The sequence below is a fragment of the Bradyrhizobium sp. CB2312 genome (genome assembly GCF_029714425.1).
In the GTDB taxonomy this organism is placed as follows: Bacteria; Pseudomonadota; Alphaproteobacteria; order Rhizobiales; family Xanthobacteraceae; genus Bradyrhizobium.
The window spans coordinates 9,616,523-9,634,680 of sequence record NZ_CP121668.1 but is presented as its reverse complement, the minus strand read 5'-3'; the positions used below and the strand labels follow the sequence as shown (position 1 = coordinate 9,634,680).

At 65.5% G+C, this 18,158-nt stretch carries 12 protein-coding genes; 5 read left to right on the top strand and 7 right to left on the bottom strand.

The annotated features are described in order from the left end of the window. Window positions 1-49 precede the first annotated feature (49 nt). The 3 genes from QA642_RS45825 (at window position 50) to QA642_RS45815 (ending at window position 4,706) form a co-directional block, all read left to right on the top strand. Window positions 50-1,666, top strand: coding sequence for an acyl-CoA carboxylase subunit beta (locus QA642_RS45825; RefSeq protein ID WP_283082706.1), 1,617 nt, complete (start codon window positions 50-52; stop codon window positions 1,664-1,666). Beyond that, window positions 1,663-3,636 carry an acetyl-CoA carboxylase biotin carboxylase subunit gene (locus QA642_RS45820; RefSeq protein ID WP_283082705.1) on the top strand — a complete coding sequence of 658 codons (1,974 nt, stop codon included), beginning with the start codon at window positions 1,663-1,665 and terminating at the stop codon, window positions 3,634-3,636. Before QA642_RS45825 ends, QA642_RS45820 begins: the two co-directional genes overlap by 4 nt. A 257-nt stretch (window positions 3,637-3,893) precedes the next feature. Further along, a complete protein-coding gene (locus tag QA642_RS45815; protein ID WP_283082704.1) occupies window positions 3,894-4,706 on the top strand; it encodes a hypothetical protein in 813 nt (270 codons plus the stop codon). On the opposite strand, the gene QA642_RS45810 is transcribed toward QA642_RS45815, so the two are convergent. The 7 genes from QA642_RS45810 to QA642_RS45780 all read right to left on the bottom strand — a co-directional run bounded on the left by QA642_RS45810 (window position 4,678) and on the right by QA642_RS45780 (window position 13,250). Then, a complete protein-coding gene (locus QA642_RS45810) occupies window positions 4,678-5,664 on the bottom strand; it encodes a dipeptide ABC transporter ATP-binding protein (RefSeq protein ID WP_283082703.1) in 987 nt (328 codons plus the stop codon). The two genes, QA642_RS45815 and QA642_RS45810, sit on opposite strands and share 29 nt — an antisense overlap. Then, window positions 5,661-6,668 carry an ABC transporter ATP-binding protein gene (locus tag QA642_RS45805; protein WP_283082702.1) on the bottom strand — a complete coding sequence of 336 codons (1,008 nt, stop codon included), beginning with the start codon at window positions 6,666-6,668 and terminating at the stop codon, window positions 5,661-5,663. Before QA642_RS45805 ends, QA642_RS45810 begins: the two co-directional genes overlap by 4 nt. Next, the gene (locus tag QA642_RS45800) at window positions 6,668-7,561 is read right to left on the bottom strand and encodes an ABC transporter permease (protein ID WP_283082701.1); all 894 of its coding nucleotides are present in this window, start codon (window positions 7,559-7,561) and stop codon (window positions 6,668-6,670) included. Before QA642_RS45800 ends, QA642_RS45805 begins: the two co-directional genes overlap by 1 nt. 9 nt (window positions 7,562-7,570) lie before the next feature. Continuing rightward, the gene (locus tag QA642_RS45795) at window positions 7,571-8,518 is read right to left on the bottom strand and encodes an ABC transporter permease (RefSeq protein WP_283082700.1); all 948 of its coding nucleotides are present in this window, start codon (window positions 8,516-8,518) and stop codon (window positions 7,571-7,573) included. Between the two features lie 36 nt (window positions 8,519-8,554). Then, a complete protein-coding gene (locus QA642_RS45790; RefSeq protein ID WP_283082699.1) occupies window positions 8,555-10,153 on the bottom strand; it encodes an ABC transporter substrate-binding protein in 1,599 nt (532 codons plus the stop codon). A gap of 374 nt (window positions 10,154-10,527) precedes the next feature. Continuing rightward, a complete protein-coding gene (locus tag QA642_RS45785) occupies window positions 10,528-12,078 on the bottom strand; it encodes an AMP-binding protein (RefSeq protein ID WP_283082698.1) in 1,551 nt (516 codons plus the stop codon). 17 nt (window positions 12,079-12,095) lie between these two features. Then, window positions 12,096-13,250, bottom strand: coding sequence for an iron-containing alcohol dehydrogenase (locus QA642_RS45780; RefSeq protein WP_283082697.1), 1,155 nt, complete (start codon window positions 13,248-13,250; stop codon window positions 12,096-12,098). Window positions 13,251-13,669: 419 nt separating this feature from the next. Here QA642_RS45780 and QA642_RS45775 point away from each other — a divergent pair, with 419 nt between their 5' ends. Both QA642_RS45775 and QA642_RS45770 read left to right on the top strand, forming a co-directional pair. After that, window positions 13,670-14,875: an efflux RND transporter periplasmic adaptor subunit gene (locus tag QA642_RS45775; RefSeq protein WP_283082696.1), complete on the top strand. Its 1,206-nt coding sequence runs from the start codon at window positions 13,670-13,672 to the stop codon at window positions 14,873-14,875. Next, window positions 14,872-18,039 (top strand): multidrug efflux RND transporter permease subunit, encoded by a 3,168-nt coding sequence (locus QA642_RS45770; protein ID WP_283082695.1) that lies wholly within the window; start codon window positions 14,872-14,874, stop codon window positions 18,037-18,039. The genes QA642_RS45775 and QA642_RS45770 overlap by 4 nt, the downstream gene beginning before the upstream one ends. Window positions 18,040-18,158: the final 119 nt, after the last annotated feature.

Genomic DNA, 18,158 nt, shown 5'->3' with positions numbered 1-18,158 from the left:
GGATTGCTTCGTCGCAAGTGCTCCTCGCAATGACGAGTAGGATCAAGTCATGTCCATTCTCGAAAACACCATTTCCCGCGGCAGCGCCGCCTACCACGCCAATCGCGACGGTATGCTCGCGCTGATCGATCGCATGCGCGCGCTGGAAGAGCGCACGCGTGCCGCGTCCGCCGCGGCAAAGGACCGCTTCCACAAGCGTGGTCAGCTTCTGCCGCGTGAGCGCGTTGCACTTGTGCTCGATCCCGGTGCGCCCTTCATCGAGCTCTCGACGCTCGCCGGCTACATGTTCGACGTGCCGGATGCGGCCAAGAGCGTGCCGGGCGGCGGCGTGATCGCCGGCATCGGCTTCGTCTCCGGCATCCGCTGCATGGTCAGCGCCAGTGATTCCGGCATCGATGCCGGCGCGCTCCAGCCCTACGGCCTCGACAAGACGCTGCGGGTGCAGGAGCTCGCGCTGGAGAACAAGCTGCCTTATGTCCAGCTCGTCGAAAGTGCCGGCGCCAATCTGCTGCGCTACCGCGTCGAGGACTTTGTCCGCGGCGGCAACATCTTTCGCAATCTCGCGCGCCTCTCGGCGGCGGGGTTGCCTGTCGTCACCGTCACGCACGGCTCGTCCACCGCGGGTGGCGCCTATCAGACAGGGTTGTCCGATTACATCGTCATGGTCCGCGGCCGCACGCGGGCCTTCCTCGCGGGCCCACCGCTGCTGAAGGCTGCAACCGGCGAGATCGCCACGGAAGAGGAGCTCGGCGGTGCCGAGATGCACACGCAAATCTCCGGCCTTGGCGACTATCTCGCCGAGGATGATCGCGACGCGCTGCGCATCGCGCGCGAGATCATGGCGGCGCTGGAATGGGAGCGGCCGGCTCGCGCGTCGCCGGAATTCAAGCCGCCACGCTACGACCAGGACGAGCTCCTCGGCATCATGCCGATGGACCACAAGCGCCCGGTCGACATGAAGCAGGTGATCGCGCGCATCATCGACGATTCCGATTTCACCGAGATGGCGCCGAACTATGGCCCGGCCACCGTCTGCGGCCATGCCCGCATCGAGGGCCAGGCGATCGGCATCATCACCAATAACGGCCCGCTCGACCCCGCCGGCGCCAACAAGGCGACGCATTTCATCCAGGCCTGCTGCCAGACCCGCACGCCGATCCTCTATCTCAACAACACCACCGGCTACATGGTCGGCAAGGCCTACGAAGAAGCCGGCATGATCAAGCACGGCTCGAAGATGATCCAGGCGGTGACGTCGGCGACGGTGCCGCAGATCACCATCTATTGCGGCGCCTCGTTCGGCGCCGGCAATTACGGCATGTGCGGGCGCGGCTTCCATCCGCGCTTCTGCTTCTCCTGGCCCAACGCCAAGACCGCCGTGATGGGCGGCGAGCAGGCCGCCGAGACCATGGCGATCGTAACGGAAGCCGCCGCCGCGCGCCGCGGTAAGCCGATCGAGAAGGACAAGCTGGAGGCCATGAAGGCGCAGATCGTCGGCGTGTTCGACGGCCAGATGGACGTGTTCTCGACCAGTGCCCGCGTGCTCGACGATGGCGTGATCGATCCGCGCGATACCCGCGCGGTGCTGTCCGAGGTGCTCGCGATCTGCCGCGAGGGCGATGCACGCACGCCCCAGCGCATGCAATTCTCGGTGGCCCGCCCATGAGGAACGGATCAGTGCAGCACCGGCCGTTCTTCAAGGTTCTGGTCGCCAATCGCGGCGAGATCGCGCTGCGCGTCATACGCAGCGCGCGACAGCTCGGCCTTGGCGTCGTTGCGGTCTATTCGGATGCCGATCGCGATGCGCTTCATGTCAAGCAGGCCGATCAGGCTGTGCGGATCGGCGAAGCGCTGCCCGCGCAATCCTATCTCAACATCCCCGCGATCATCGCGGCCGCCAAGGCGAGCGGCGCGGATGCCGTTCACCCCGGCTATGGCTTCCTCGCCGAGAACGAGGACTTTGCGCAGGCCTGCAAAGATGCCGGCCTGGTCTTCATCGGTCCGTCGCCGCAGGCGATCGAGGCGATGGGTAACAAGGCCGGCGCCAAGGAGATCATGAAGAAGGCTGGCGTGCCCTGCGTTCCCGGCTATCAGGGCGCTGAGCAGGACGACGAGGTCATGCTCGCGGAAGCCGGGAAGATCGGCTTCCCCGTGATGATCAAGGCCGTCGCCGGTGGCGGTGGTCGCGGCATGCGGCTCGTCACCGACGCTGCCTGCTTTCCCGAGGCGCTCCGCAGTGCGCGGTCGGAAGCGAAGGCGGCGTTCGGCGATCCCACTGTTATCCTCGAACGCGCCATCCAGAATCCGCGCCACATCGAGATCCAGGTGTTCGGCGATAGCCACGGCAACGCCATCCACCTCGGCGAGCGCGACTGCTCGGTGCAGCGGCGCCACCAGAAGCTGATCGAGGAGGCGCCGTCGCCCGCGGTGACGCCGGAGCTGCGCGCGAAAATGGGCGAGGTCGCGGTCGCTGCCGTGAAGGCGCTGCGCTACGAGGGTGCCGGCACGCTGGAATTCCTGCTCGATGCGAGCGGCGAGTTCTACTTCATGGAGATGAATACCCGTCTCCAGGTCGAGCATCCCGTGACCGAGGCTATCACCGGGCTCGACCTCGTCGAGCTGCAGTTGCGCGTCGCGCGCGGCGAGGCGCTGCCGGTGAAGCAGCAGGACATCCGCTTCACAGGCCACGCCATCGAGGTGCGGCTGTGCTCGGAAGATGCCGCGCACGACTTCATGCCGCAGTCCGGCCGCATGGCGCGCTGGCAGGTGCCTGAGGGCATCCGGGTCGAGCACGCGCTGCAATCGGGCTCCGAGATTCCGCCGTTCTACGATTCCATGATCGCCAAGGTGATCAGTCACGGCGCGACCCGCGAGGAGGCGAGGGGGCGGCTCATCGTCGGGCTGGAGCAGCTCACCGCCTTTGGCGTGACCACCAATCAGCCATTCCTGATGTCGTGCCTGCGTCACCCCGGCTTTGCCAGGGGCGAGGCGACCACGGCGTTCATTGGCACGCACCGCGACGAGCTGCTGGCACCGCGCGCAAGCGCCGCATTCGATGCGGCGCTGGCGGGCCTGCTGCTCTACGTCACCAATCCGCGCGCGCCGTCATGGCAGGGCGGCCGAAGCCTCGCGGCAACATTCCCGCTGCCGGCAAAAATCGAGATCGCCGGCCAGACGCACGAGCTCGAAATCACCCGCGAGCGCGATGGCAGCTACATGGTCGTCACCGACAGCCGGAAGGATACGTTCGAGATCGACCAGGCCGATCCCGATGCCATCCGCTTCCGCCATGACGGCGTGATGGACAGCGCAAAGTTCCTGCGCGATGGCGATCGGCTGTACGTTCAGCACCGCGGCATTCCGCTGGCGGTGAATGATCTCACGCTCGCTGCGCCAAAGGCTGCCGCAAGCAACGGCGGCGACGGCAAGGTCCGCGCCGCCATGAACGGTCGCGTCGTCGCCGTGCTGGTCAAGCCGGGCGACCGCGTCATCGCCGGCCAGCCGGTGATGACGCTGGAAGCGATGAAGATGGAGCACGTCCACAAGGCCGGCATCGACGGCGTGGTCGCCGCGATCGACGTCGCCGAGGGCGAGCAGGTGACCACGGGCAGGATCGTGGTGGAGATCGGGGCGTAGTCGGCGCCGCGAGCACCGCGATCGTAGGGTGGGCAAAGGCGCAAAGCGCCGTGCCCACCAATAGCCGGTGATTTTGTGCGGGATCGTGGGCACGCTTCGCTTTGCCCACCCTACGGCACCTCCTCGGTCGTGAACCCCGAAAATCCAAATAATTTCAAAGGCATTCCAGCTCGCAAAGCTTACGCACAATCCCATTGAACGTTGTTCATTTTTACGCTATCAATAATGAACTTCGTTCAATTCGTCTGGAGCCACGCATGTTGCGCGCAAATGACCCCGTCCAAGCGATCGATGCGATATTCCCCTCAGTGCGCCCCCGTTTCGCAGTCGGCGCCCCGCACTTTCGCGAGAAATGCCTGCTCGCCGCGCTTTTCGTCCTGACCTTGGCGGCGCTCTTCGCGCCCGCGCTGCACGCCTCCGCCTGGCCAATCCCGCATTACGTCGACACCCGCTTCTGGCTGGGCGGGCCCAACGCAGGCGACGTGCTGAGCAATCTCACCTTCGTGGCGATGGGCGTCTGGGGCCTGATGCTGCTGCGCGCCCGCAATGATGCGCCCGTGGGGACAGGCTGCTTCTTCGTGGGTTTGATCCTCACCTGCATCGGGTCGAGCATCTATCATCTCGATCCCGACGCGCCGCAGCGGCTCGTGGCCGATCGTCTCGGCATGGCGGTGGCGTTCGCGGGCTTTCTCGGCATCGCGGCCAGCGAACGCGTCAGCAGGCGCGCCGGTCTGGCGATGGTGGTGCTGATGATGTTTGCGGGCCCGCTCGCGGCCTGGGTGGCACGCGAGAATCTCACGCCATGGGCGGTCGTGCAGTTCGGCGGCATGGCGCTCGCTGTCGGCCTCGCGTTGACGCGGCCCCGGCCCGGCGCATTCGGCGTGCCGCTCGGCGGCGTGATTGTCTTCTATGTGCTGGCCAAGCTTTTCGAGCTCGGCGACGCGACCATCTTCGAAGCGACAAGGCACCTTGTTTCGGGCCACACGCTCAAGCATCTCGCCGCCGCGCTGGCGGCTTGGCCGGTGATCCGGGCGATGCGGTCTACTGCCCCCGCCCTGTCCCGTCATTGAGCAGGCACGCCACCTGATGCCCGTCGCCCGCATCCACCAGCGCCGGCCGCTCCATCTTGCACTGCTCCATCGCAAACCGGCAGCGCGTGTGAAACGCGCAGCCGGAGGGCGGATTGACCGGGCTCGGCACATCGCCATCGACCAGCGGCGCCAGCTTCTTCGCGAGCGGGTTGGCGATCGGCACCGAGGCGAGCAGGGCCTGCGTGTAGGGATGCCTGGGATTGCGGAACAGCTCGTCCTTGCCGGCGATCTCGACGATGCGGCCAAGATACATCACAGCGACGCGGTGGCTGATATGGGCGACCACGGCGAGGTCGTGCGCGATGAAGAGATAGGAGAAGCCATGCTGGCGTTGCAGGTCGATCAGCAAATTGATCACCTGCGCCTGGATCGAGACGTCGAGCGCGGACACCGGCTCGTCGCAGACGATCAGGCGCGGCTCCAGCGCGAGGGCTCGGGCGATGCAGATGCGCTGGCGCTGGCCGCCGGAGAATTGATGCGGGAAGTTGCGCATCTGGTCCGCCCGCAGGCCCACCTGCTCGAACAGTTTTGCGACGCGCGCCTCCAACTCCTTGCCGGTGGCGAGCCCGTGCACGGCGAGCGGCTCGCCGACGATATCGCCCGCGGTCATGCGCGGATTGAGCGAGGCGAACGGGTCCTGAAACACGATCTGCATCGAGCGGCGATGCGGGCGCAGCGCGGTTTCGGACAGATGCGTGATGTCCTCGCCGTCGAGGCGGATCTGGCCCGAGGTCGGCTCGACCAGCCGCAGCACGCTGCGCGCCACCGTCGACTTGCCGCAACCGGATTCGCCGACGAGGCCGAGCGTCTCGCCGGCCCCAAGTGAGAACGAGACGCCGTCGACCGAGTGCACGGTGCCGACCTGTCGGCGCAGCACGCCGGCGCGCACCGGATAATATTTCTTGAGGTCGGTGACTTCGAGCAGAGCCCGGGTCATGCCACCTCCGCAACTTCAGCCGCGCGCCAGCACGCCGCGAGATGGCCGCCGCCCCAATCCGCCAGCGGCGGGTATTCTGCCTCGCAGCGCTTGATCGCGAGCTTGCAGCGCGGCGCGAAGGCGCAGCCTTTCGGCAGCCGCACCAGCGACGGCACGGTGCCGGGGATTTCATTGAGCCGCGCCTGCGCAGGCACGCCGGAGGCGGGCACAGCCGGGATCGAGGCCATCAGCCCGCGCGTGTAGGGATGCTTCGGCGCGGCGAACAGCGCCTCGACGCTGGCTTCCTCGACCTTCCGCCCCGCATACATCACGATGACGCGCTGCGCGGTCTGCGCGACCACGCCGAGGTCGTGCGTGATCAGCACGAGCCCGGTGCCGAGCTCCTTCTGGAGATCGAGGATCAGCGCCAAAATCTGTGCCTGGATGGTGACGTCGAGCGCAGTCGTCGGCTCGTCCGCGATCAGCAGTGCCGGCCGGCACGCCAGCGCCATAGCGATCATCGCGCGCTGGCGCATGCCGCCGGAGAGCTGGTGCGGATACTCCTTCGCACGTCGTGCCGGCTCGGGAATGCGCACCAGCCGCAGCATATCAACGGCGATGTTTTGCGCCTCCTTCGACGAGATGTTCCGGTGCAGCCGCACGGCCTCGACGATCTGGTCGCCGATCCGCATCACCGGGTTGAGCGAGGTCATCGGCTCCTGGAAGATCATGGAGATGCGATTTCCCCGGATCGCGCGCATTTGCGCCTCGTCCAGCGCCAGCAGATCGGTGCCTTCGAGCGTAACAGATCCGCCAACGATGCGTCCGGGCGGATCGGGCACCAGCCGCATCAGTGACAGCGCGGTGACGCTCTTGCCGCAACCGGATTCGCCGACGATCGCCAGCGTCTCGCCACGCTTCACGGTGAAGGAGACGTCGTCGACGGCCTTGAACAGGCCGGAGTTCGTGAAGAACACCGTCTTCAGGTTCTTCACATCGAGCACGAGGTCGGATTCTTGCGCCATCAGCCGCGCTGCCGGGGATCGAGGATGTCGCGCAGGGCGTCGCCGAACAAATTGGTGCCGAACACGGCGAGGCTGATCGCGATGCCGGGGAAGATCACCAGCCACGGCGCGGTGCGGACATATTCGGCGGCGGACTCGGAGAGCATGCGGCCCCAGGACGGATAAGGCTCGGGAATGCCGAGGCCAAGAAAGGAGAGTGAAGCCTCGGTGAGGATGGTCGAGCCGAGTTGTGCGGTGGCGAGCACGATCAGCGGCGCCAGCGTGTTCGGCAGCACGTGCCGCAGTGCGATGCGGACCTCGCTCATGCCGATCGACTTGGCGGCTTCGACGAAGGGCTGCTCGCGCAGCGCCAGCGTGTTGGCGCGGATGACGCGCGACACGGTCGGGATCAGCGGGATCGCGATGGCGATGATGACGTTCGGCAGGGACGGGCCGAGCGCCGCCGTCATGATCAAGGCGAGCACCAGCAGCGGCAGCGCCTGGAGGACGTCGGAGACGCGCTGGAACACGAGGTCGACCCAGCCGGAGAGATAGCCGGAGGTGAGGCCGACGATGACACCGATGGTGCCGCCGAGCGCGGTCGAGCCGATGCCGACCGCGAGCGAGATCCGCGCGCCGTGGATGATGCGGCTGAACACGTCGCGGCCGAACGAGTCCGTGCCCATCCAGTGCGCCCAGCTCGGGCGTGCCAGCGCGCGCGCGGCGTCGACCGTGAGGGGGTCGTAGCGCGCGATGAAATCGGCGAAGACGGCTGTCAGCACGAACACCGTCATGATGACGAGCCCGGCCGCGCCCAGCACGTGTCGCTGCGCCATGAACAACACGCGCCGCCAACCGCCGGTCGCATGCGCCCCGGCGCGTCTCAGTTCAACGTCAAAGTCGATCGCGGCCAAGCAGCTCTCCTAATCCGTGTACCTGATCCGCGGGTCGAACACCGCGTAGAGCATGTCGACGGTGAAATTCGCGAACACGACGACGACAGCGATGAACATCACGAGGTTCTGCACGATCGGATAATCGCGCCAGCGGATCGCCTCGACCAGGAAGCGTGCGACGCCGGGGATGTTGAACACGGTCTCGGTGACGATGAGGCCGCCGATCAGGAATGCCGCCTCGATGCCGATCACGGTGATGACGGGCAGGATCGCGTTCTTCAGCGCGTGGTGATAGTTCACAGCGGCATCGGATGCGCCCTTGGCGCGCGCGGTGCGGATGTAGTCCTGCCGCAGCACCTCCAGCATCGAGGACCGCGTGATGCGCATGGTCAGCGCCGCGCTGCGGAAGCCGACAGCGGCGGCCGGCACGGCGTAGGTCGCGAACGCCTCGAGCCAGGTCTGCGGATTCGGATTGAAGATCGGCATCTGGCCGAACATCGCCACCGACGCGGTGAGGATGAGCAGGCCGAGCCAGAACGAGGGCAGCGACAGGCCGCTGAGGCTGACGACGCGCAAGGCATAATCGAGCCGCGTGCCCTGCTTCACCGCGCTGATGACGCCGAGCGGGATGCCGATCGATGCCGAGAACAGCAGCGCAAGGCCCGCGAGCCGGGCGGTGATCGGAATCCGCGGCAAAATCTCCTGCAGCGCCGGCTTCTCCGAGACGTAGGAATAACCAAAGTCGCCGCGCAGGAAACCGCTGATCCAGTGCCAGTACTGCACGACCAGCGGCTGGTCGATGCCGAGCTCCTTCTCCAGATTGGCCTTGTCGGCGGGATCGACGTAGCCGGCGGCGGCGAACAGGATGTCGACGATGTTGCCGGGCACGATGCGCAGCAGGAAGAAGATGACGACCGAGATCCCGAACAGGGTCACGAGCATCAGGAACAGGCGCCGCACCAGATAGGCAAACATGCATCGCCTCCTGTCGAACCCGTCAGCCGCCCGCTGCTACTTGTTCATCCACACGTCCTCGTAGCGGTATCCATTATAGGAGCTGTTCGACATCACGGTCACGCCCTTGACATAGGGCTTCCAGCAGGTGCCGGTGCGCGCGTGGAAGATGATCGGGCGGGCGACGTCCTCCTGCAACTTCTTGTCGATCTCCCACACCAGCTTCTTGCGTTTGGCGATATCGGTCTCCTGCGACTGCACGTCGAACAGCTTCTCGATCTCTTTGTTGCAGTAGTTGGTGTAGTTGCGCTCCGAGCCGCAGGAATAGTTTTCATAGAAGGACTGGTCGGGATCGTCGACCGCATTGCCGGTAAGGTTCAGGCCGAGCATGTAGTCCTTGCGCGCGACTTTCGGGAACCAGTTCGCGGTTTCGACCACGTCGAGCTCGCCGTCGATATAGATGCTCTTGAGCTGGTCGATCAGGATCACCGCGGGATCGCGGTAGACCGGGATGTTGCGGGTCGAGATCTTCACCGCAAGATGCTTGTCCGGTCCGTAACCGGCCTTCTGCATCAGCTTCTTGGCCTGCTCGCGGTTGGCGTTCACGTCGGGGCCGTAGCCGGGAATGCTCTCCAGCATCTCCTTCGGCATCGCCCAGAGTCCGGCCGGCGCTGGTTCCATGGTGCCGCCGATGTCGCCCTGACCCTCGAACATGATGTTGATGAAGGCCTTGCGGTCGAGCGCCAGCGCCATCGCCTTGCGGATGTCGGCATTGTCAAACGGCGCCGCGGTCGAGTTGACGATGATGTTGGTGGCGACGTTGTTGGGCTCGACCACGCAGACTGCGCTCGGATCCTGCGATTTCACGTCCTTCAAGAGCGGAATGCTCACCTCGGTCGGGAAGGTCATGTCGAACTTGCCGGCGACGAAGGCAAGGATCGCGGTCGAGCGGTTCGGGATGATGGTGAACTCGATGCCGTCGAGATAGGGGCGGCCCTTGCGCCAATAGTCGGTGTTGCGCGTCAGCTTGATCGACTCGTTGGCCTTGAACTCGACGAACTTGAACGGGCCGGTTCCGATCGGATGCGTGCGCATGTCGCCGGGCGAGACGTGGCAGGGATAGACCGGCGTGTAGCCCGAAGCGAGCAGCGCCAGCAGCGAGGGCTGCGGCCGCTTCAGGTTGAAGGAGACTTCGAAATCGCCATTGGTCGAAACGTCATTGACCTGCTCGTACCAGGTCTTGCGTGGGTTCTGCCGGAATTTTTGCTGCGACTTGCCCATCAGCATCTCGAAGGTGCATTTGACGTCCGCAGAGGTGAACGGCTTGCCGTCGTGCCATTTCACGCCCTGGCGCAGCTTGAAGGTCAGGGTCTTGTTGTCGTTCACCCAGGCCCAGCTCTCGGCGAGCTCCGGGACGATGTTGTCCATCCTGTTCTGGGCTTCGTCCTGCTTGTAGATGACGAGGTTGTTGAAGACGGGCATGAAGGGAACATTGAGCGAATAGGTCGCGCCTTCATGGATCGAGGCATTGCCGGGGCTGTCGCGGTGATACATCCGCAGGATTCCGCCCTGCTTGGGCTCGCCGGCGAGCGTGGCGGTCGAGGCCGTCAGCACAGACAGCGCCGCCATTGCGGCGAGCGCCCACACGCTCCGCATTCTCATCCTCCCTGGACATCAGTTCTTTTGGGCCTTTGCGGCCTGTTTGTCAGACGATAGCGACGCGGGCAGGGGGAGGCAACCGGTAAGGCCGCATGCCGCCTCGACAATTCGGATGACGGAAGGCCGCAGGGTTTCACACATTCACATTGAGAGTGCAGGTGCGAAGAGGTGGTTCCTGTGTGGATTGTTCTGCGCAGGTGCATCGCCAACCTTCGCCGTCGTCCCGGACAAGCGCAGCGCAGCTCCGGGGCCCATAACCACAGGAAGCGGTTTGGCGAAGACTCGGAGTGACCTGCTCGCGCGGCAACCACTCCCTGTGGTTATGGGTCCCGGGTTCGCGACTTCGTCGCGCCCCAGGACGACAGTGGGCCTCACACGATCCGCGACGTCCTGTTGCCCCAGTACCGATCCCTTAGCAGCCGCTTGTACAGCTTGCCCGTCGGCAGCCGCGGCAGCTCCTTCTCGAAATCGACCGAGCGCGGCACCTTCTGGCGCGACAGCGACTGGCCGCAGAAGGCGATCAGCTCTTCGGCGAGCGCCTCGCCCGGCACCACGCCCGGCATCGGCTGCACCACCGCCTTCACCTCCTCGCCGAGATCGGGATTGGGCACGCCGAACACGGCGGCATCGGCGACCTTCGGATGGGTGATCAAGAGATTCTCGCATTCCTGCGGATAGATGTTCACCCCGCCCGAGATGATCATGAAGGTTGCGCGGTCGGTCAGATACAGGAAGCGGTCCTCGTCGACATAGCCGACGTCGCCGACCGTGCTCATGCTGCCGTCGGCCGAGCGCGCCTCCCTGGTCTTTTCAGGGTCGCTGAAATATTCGAACGGCGATCCCGTCTTGAACCAGACTTGGCCGGGCGTGCCGGTCGGGCACGGCTGCATGTTCTCATCGAGAATGTGGAGGTCGCCGAGCAGCACCTTGCCGACGGTGCCGCGATGCGCCAGCCATTCCTCGCTGTTGCAGGCGGTGAAGCCGAGACCTTCGGTCGCGCCGTAATATTCGTGGATGATCGGGCCCCACCATTTGATGATGTCGTCCTTGACCAGCGCCGGGCAGGGCGCGGCGGCGTGGATCGCGATCTCCAGCGAGGAGAGGTCGTAGCGCTTGCGCACCTCTTCCGGCAGCTTCAGCATCCGCGAAAACATCGTCGGCACCAGCTGGGTGTGGGTGATGCCCCATTGCTGCACCAGCTGGAGATAGCGCTCGGGATCGAACGTCTCCATGATGATCACGGTGCCGCCCATGCGGATCGTGAGGTTCACGGCAGCCTGCGGCGCGGAGTGATAGAGCGGGGCCGGCGACAGGTAGATCATGCCCTCGCGGTAGTGCCAAAGTTTCGTCAGGAAATCGAACAGCGGCAGATTGTGTTTTGGCGGCTCCTCCGGCAGTGGCCGCAAAATGCCCTTCGGCCGTCCCGTCGTGCCCGATGAATACAGCATCGCAGTGCCGAGCCATTCATCCGGGATCGGCGTCGCCGGCAGATCGGCGGTCACATCCGCCAGTCCAACGATACGGTCGCTCTCGCCGGGACCGTCGGCGACGATGCAGAGCTTGACATCAGGACACGCGTTGATCGCCTCGCGCGCGATGTCGAGCTTCGCACGCGACGTGATCAAAATTTTCGACTGGCTGTTGACGAGGAGATAAGCGAGCTCGCCCGGCGTCAAGAACGAGTTGATGCAGGTGTAGTAGAGACCGGAGCGCTCGCCCGCGCCGCAGGCTTCGAGATAGCGCGCATTGTTCTCCATGAAGATCGAATAGTGGTCGAGCCGCTTCAAGCCGTGCTTGCGGAACAGATGCGCCAGGCGATTGCTGCGCGCCTCCAGCTCGCGATAGGTGACGGCTTCGCCGGTCGCGGCCATGATGAAGGCGGGTTGCAGCGGGCGCAGGCGAGCGTGGTGACCTGTGTACATCTATCCTCCGACTTGGATCATGCGGCGAGAAGCAGGATTTCGCGGATATCGGCGGGGCCGTCGATCCTGCGCGGGTTGCGCGGGATCCAGTTGGTGCGCATCGCCTGCTCGGCGATCGCGCCAAAATGCTCCGGCGTGATCCGCATCTCGGCGAGGCTGCGCGGCATGCCGAGCGAACGGATGAAGGCATCTAACACGTCGGCGGCGTTGTGGCCGGGAAAGCCCATCGCGGCGGCGACGATCATCTGGCGCTCGGCATTGTCGCGTGCGTTCCAGCGCATCACCGCCGGCAGCATGATGCAGGAGGTGTAGCCGTGCGGCACGTCGAACGCCGCGCCCAGCACGTAGCCGATGCCGTGGCTCGCGCCCATCGGAACCCCGGCCGCCAGCGCGCCCATCGACAGCCAGGTGCCGATCTGCGCATCCATCCGCGCGTCGAGATCGGCAGGGTCGGCCTTTACCCGTGGCAGCGCGTCGGCGAGCATGGCAAGGCCCTTGACGGATTGCGCGTCGGCATAGGGATGCGTCTCGCGCGAGCAGATCGCCTCGACGCAATGATCGAGGGCGCGGATGCCGGTCGAGAGGAACAGCCATTCCGGCGTGTGCACGGTGATGGCGGGATCGAGGATGGTCGCGCGCGGCACGGTGAGCGGATGCCGCAGCATCTGCTTCACATGCGCGGCGCGGTCGGTCACGCCGGCGATGGAGCTGAACTCTCCGCCGGCGATTGTAGTCGGCACGCTGACCTGGCGCACGCTCGGCGCGGTCATCTCCGGCGCGACGCCCTTGTGCACGCGGATGCGCTCGATGCCCTCGATCGTGTCGATGCCGTTGGCAAGGCAGAGCTGAACCGCCTTGGCGCCGTCGGTGATCGAGCCGCCGCCCACGGTGACGATCAGATCGGCGTCCACCTCGCGCGCCGCGTTTGTGGCTGCGATGACGGCCTCGCGCGGCGTGTGCGCCGGCATGGCGTCGAACAGGCCGGCGCAGCGCGCGCCGAGCGCGTCCTTGATTTTGGTGATCTCGTCGGTCTGCCGGTTGAGCGTGCCTGAGACCATCAGGAAGGCACGGCGCGTTCCCAGCCGGTCCATCTGCGCGACGATGGCGCTCGCCGCCGGATGGCCGAACACGACTTCCTCGATCGCGCCGTAAACGACACGTCCCTGGTGCACGCCTGTCCTCCCCGGACAATTCGTCTTGTTTTTGTAGGAGGAGTCTAGCCGAGCGCCCGCCACCCGTCATGTGCGAAAACGCTGGCCGCTTCTTCTCCCTCTCCCCGCCTGCGGGGAGAGGGTTGGGGTGAGGGGGGCTCTCCGCGAGGGAGGTGAGAGCTCGGCTCGCGGAGATTCCCCCTCACCCGGATCGCATCTTGCGATGCGCTCCGGCCTCTCCCCGCACGCGGGGAGAGGCGAAGAAGGCGCCGCGTGCGCGGCCGACCCACTCCCTGTCAACCCGCCATCCGGTCAGGCCATGCGTTGCACCATTGCACGCGCATTGGTCTTGAAGTGTTCATCATTGCCGCCCATCTTGTGTCGCCCGCGAGCAGGCGCGTACCCTGCTTTTTCCGCGGCTTTTGATGCGAGGACCTGGGATGACTGGACCGGACGGAAGCGAGCAACTTGTCAAAAAGCACGATTTCGTTCAGATGCGGCATTACACAATCGCGGGCCTCCTCGCCGCTTCCTTCGCTCTCGCTGGTTGCGGGCAGCCGACTTCGCAGGCCGCCGCGCCGCCGCCCGCGCCGGTGACCGTGGCCCAACCGGTCAAGCGCACCGTCACCGATTGGGACGAGTTCACCGGCCGCTTCGAGGCGATCGAGGAGGTGCAGGTGCGCCCGCGCGTCGGCGGCTTCGTCAACTCGGTCGAATTCCAGGACGGCGCCATCGTGCACCAGGGCGATCTGCTCTACGTGATCGACCCGCGTCCGTTCGAGGCGGTGGCTGAGCAGGCTGACGGCCAGCTGTCCGATGCGCGCGCCAAGGTGGAGTTGGCCAAGCGCGAGCTCGACCGCGGTCTGAATCTGGTCCAGACCAGCGCGGTCTCCGAGCAGGTCGTCGACCAGCGCCGCCAAGCCCTGCAGGCCGCGCACGCGGCGGAGACGCAGGCGGCGGGCGCGCTGAAGGCCGCCCGGCTCAACATCGAGTTCACGCATGTGACCGCGCCACTCACCGGTCGCGTCAGCCGCCACCTCGTCAGCCCCGGCAATCTCGTGCAGGGAAGCGACACCGGCACCTCGACGCTGCTCACCTCGATCGTCGCGCTCGACCCGATCTACGTCTATTTCGACATGGATGAAGCGACCTTCATCAAATACAGCAAGCTGTGGTTCGAGGGTAAGCGCCCGAGCTCGCGCGAGACCGCGAACCCCGTGCAGGTGACGCTCGCCGGCGAGACCAAGCCGTCGCACGACGGTTCCATCAACTTCCTCGACAACCGCCTCGATGTCTCCACCGGCACGCTGCGCAGCCGCGCCGTGGTCAAGAACACCGATCTGTCGATCCTGCCCGGCCAGTTCGGTCGCGTTCGCCTGATCGGCAGCGCGCCCTATGAGGCGCTGCTGATTCCGGACGCTGCGGTCGCGACCGACCAGTCCCGCAAGATCGTGTTCGTGGTCAAGCCTGACGACACCGTCGAGGCGCGCGCTGTGGTGCTCGGTCCGCTCGACGAAGGCCTGCGCGTGATCCGAGAAGGGCTGAAGCCCGATGATCGCGTCATCGTCAACGGCATCCAGCGCGCCCGCGTCGGCGCCAAGGTCGCCCCGCAGACTGCTCAAGCGCCGGCCGGTGGCAAGTCATGAATCTTGGCCGTCTCTCCATCAACCAGCCCATCCTCGCGATGGTGCTGTCGATCGTGCTGCTGATCGTCGGCGCGATCGCCTACACCACGCTGCCGGTCTCCGAATATCCGCAAGTGGTGCCGCCGACCGTCGTCGTCACTACGCAATATCCCGGCGCCTCCGCGCAGACCGTGTCCGACACGGTCGCAGCTCCCATCGAGCAGGAGATCAACGGCGTCGAGGACATGCTGTATCTCTACAGCCAGGCGACCTCGAACGGCCAGCTCACCATCACCGTCACCTTCAAGCTCGGCACCGATCTCGACAAGGCCCAGGTGCTGGTACAGAACCGCGTCGCGATCGCGCAGCCGCGGCTGCCTGAAGAGGTCCAGCGCAACGGTGTCACCACGCGCAAGAACTCGCCCGACATCCTGATGGTCGTGTTCATGCTGTCGCCGGACGATACGTTCGACCAGCTCTACATCTCCAACTACGCGCTGCTCCAGGTCCGCGACCAGCTGCTGCGCCTCGACGGCGTCGGCGACATCCAGATTTTTGGCGCGCGCGACTACTCAATGAGGTTGTGGCTTGACCCCGACCGCATCGCCAATCTCGGCCTGACCTCGACCGAGGTGATCGCGGCGATCCGCGCGCAGAACATCCAGATCGCGGGCGGCCAGATCGCCGAGCCGCCGATCACCGACCGCGCTTTCCAGCCGAACCTCACCTTCACGGGACGCCTGAAGGACCCGAGGCAGTTCGAGGACATCCTGATCAAGGCCGGCTCGGATGGTCGCGTCGTGCGTCTGCGCGACGTCGCCCGCATCGAGCTGGGTGCGCTGGCCTACAGCACCAACAGCTTCCTCTTGCGGAAATCGGCGGTCGGCATGCTGGTGACCCAGCGGCCCGGATCGAATGCGCTTGCGACCGCCAAGGGCATCTCCGACACCATGACGAAGCTCAAGGAGAGCTTCCCCAGGGGTCTCGACTACAATATCGGCTACAACCCGACCGAGTTCATCGCGCAGTCCGTCCACGAGCTGATCAAGACCATCTACGAGGCCATGCTGCTCGTGGTCGTCGTCGTGCTGGTGTTTCTGCAGGGCTGGCGGCCTGCGATCATTCCGATCATCGCGATTCCCGTTTCGCTGGTCGGCACCTTCGCGGTGATGGCGGCGCTCGGCTTCTCCATCAACAACCTCACTTTGTTCGGCCTGGTGCTCGCGGTCGGCATCGTGGTTGACGACGCCATCGTGGTGGTCGAGAACGTCGAGCGGCATCTCGAGCACGGCTTGAGCCGGCGCGATGCCGCGCTGAAAACCATGGAGGAGGTCGGTGGCGCACTGGTCTCGATCGCATTGGTGCTCTGCGCGGTGTTCGTCCCGACCGCGTTCCTGGGCGGAATTTCCGGTCAATTCTTCCAGCAATTCGCCGTCACCATCGCGGTCGCGACCGCGATCTCCTGCTTCTGCTCGCTGACGCTGTCGCCGGCGCTTGCCTCGCTGATCCTCACTCCGCACGAGGAGAAGCGACCGCCTGCCGCCTGGAACGTCATCGCGCGCGGATGGAATGCCTTCACTGGCGTCTTCAATCGCCTGTTCGACCGGCTCTCGCACGGCTATGCCGGCCTCGCCAATTTCGTGATCCGGCACTCCGTGGTGATGCTGCTGATCTATGTCGTGCTGATCGGCAGCGCCGGCTGGCTGATCGGAACGACGCCGCAGGGCTTTATTCCCGCCCAGGACCGCGGTTACATCATCGTCTCCGTGCAGTTGCCGGGCGCGGCGTCGCTGGCGCGCACGACCGAGATCGTGCGCGAGATCGAGCGGATCGCGCTCGACACGCCGGGCATCATTCGCGTCGCCGCCTTCGCCGGCTTCTCGGGTGCAACGCGCACGCAGCAGGGCAACGCGGCCGCGCTGTTTCCGGTGTTTGACGAGCCCGAGGCGCGGCTGAAGAAGGGGCTGACGGCGAGCGCCATCACGGCCGAGCTGCGCAAGCGGCTCGCCGCGCTCCAGGGCGCGTTCATCATCGTCATTCCGCCGCCGGCCGTGCCCGGCATCGGCACCGGCGGCGGCTTCACCATCCGCATCCAGGACCGCCAGGGCCGCGGGCCGGAGCTGCTCGCCGCAGCCACTGACGAGCTTGTCGCCGCGGCGCGCAAATCGCCGTTGCTGCTCGGCCCCACGGTGTTCTCGCCGTTCACGGCGAATACGCCGCAGCTCTTCGTCGACATCGACCGCACCAAGGCGCAGAAGCTCGGCGTTCCCATCTCGAACATCAACGACACGATCCAGACCTATTTCGGATCGACCTATGTCAACGACTTCAACCTGTTCGGCCGCACCTATCACGTCACGGCGCAGGCGGACTTCCCGTTCCGGAAGGAAGCCAGCGATCTCGCGCGGCTGCGCACGCGCAACGCCTCCGGCGACATGGTGATGCTCGGCAGCGTGGTCGAGTTCAAGGACGTCTCGGGCCCTGACCGCGTCGCGCGCTACAATCTCTATGCGGCCTCCGAACTGCAGGGCGAGCCGGCGCCGGGCGTCAGCTCGACCACCGCGCTCAACACCATCAAGAAGCTCGCCGACGACACGCTGCCGAGCGGCTTCTCCTTCGAATGGACCGACCTGTCCTATCAGCAGATCACCGGCGGCAATGCCGGCCTCTACGTGTTCCCGATCTGCGTGCTGTTCGTCTATCTCGTGCTCGCCGCGCAATATGGCAGCTGGACGCTTCCATTCGCGGTGATCCTGATCGTGCCGATGTGCCTGCTAGCTGCCACCATCGGCGTGCGCATCATGGGACAGGACGTCAACATCCTCACCCAGATCGGCTTCGTGGTGCTGGTAGGCTTAGCTGCAAAGAACGCGATCCTGATCGTCGAGTTCGCGCGCGACATCGAGAACGAAGGCAAGCCGCGGCTGGAGGCGGTGATCGAGGCCTGCCGCCTGCGTTTGCGGCCGATCCTGATGACGTCCTTCGCCTTCATTCTCGGCGTCCTGCCGCTGGTGATCTCGTCCGGCTCCGGCTCGGAGATGCGACAGGCGGTCGGCGTCGCCGTGTTCTTCGGCATGATCGGCGTCACCCTGTTCGGGCTTCTGTTCACGCCGATCTTCTACGTGGTGGTGCGGAACCTGGCCGAAGGGCGGCGCGACAAGAAGCCGGAGGTGGCGGCTTCTTAAGTGCGAGTGGCGGCCACCGGCGTCCCCTCACCCTCGCTGTCGTCCTCGCGAAAGCGGGGACCCATACCCCCAGGGAGAAGTGGTGGCGCGAAGGGGGTAACCACGAGCCTTCGTCAAAC

Excerpts from the sequence above, each read along its gene's own strand:
- QA642_RS45825 (WP_283082706.1), top strand. The coding sequence starts at position 50 with ATGTCCATTCTCGAAAACACCATTTCCCGCGGCAGCGCCGCCTACCAC.
- QA642_RS45820 (WP_283082705.1), top strand. The coding sequence starts at position 1,663 with ATGAGGAACGGATCAGTGCAGCACCGGCCGTTCTTCAAGGTTCTGGTC.
- QA642_RS45815 (WP_283082704.1), top strand. The coding sequence starts at position 3,894 with ATGTTGCGCGCAAATGACCCCGTCCAAGCGATCGATGCGATATTCCCC.
- QA642_RS45810 (WP_283082703.1), bottom strand. The coding sequence starts at position 5,664 with ATGACCCGGGCTCTGCTCGAAGTCACCGACCTCAAGAAATATTATCCG.
- QA642_RS45805 (WP_283082702.1), bottom strand. The coding sequence starts at position 6,668 with ATGGCGCAAGAATCCGACCTCGTGCTCGATGTGAAGAACCTGAAGACG.
- QA642_RS45795 (WP_283082700.1), bottom strand. The coding sequence starts at position 8,518 with ATGTTTGCCTATCTGGTGCGGCGCCTGTTCCTGATGCTCGTGACCCTG.
- QA642_RS45790 (WP_283082699.1), bottom strand. The coding sequence starts at position 10,153 with ATGCGGAGCGTGTGGGCGCTCGCCGCAATGGCGGCGCTGTCTGTGCTG.
- QA642_RS45785 (WP_283082698.1), bottom strand. The coding sequence starts at position 12,078 with ATGTACACAGGTCACCACGCTCGCCTGCGCCCGCTGCAACCCGCCTTC.
- QA642_RS45775 (WP_283082696.1), top strand. The coding sequence starts at position 13,670 with ATGACTGGACCGGACGGAAGCGAGCAACTTGTCAAAAAGCACGATTTC.
- QA642_RS45770 (WP_283082695.1), top strand. The coding sequence starts at position 14,872 with ATGAATCTTGGCCGTCTCTCCATCAACCAGCCCATCCTCGCGATGGTG.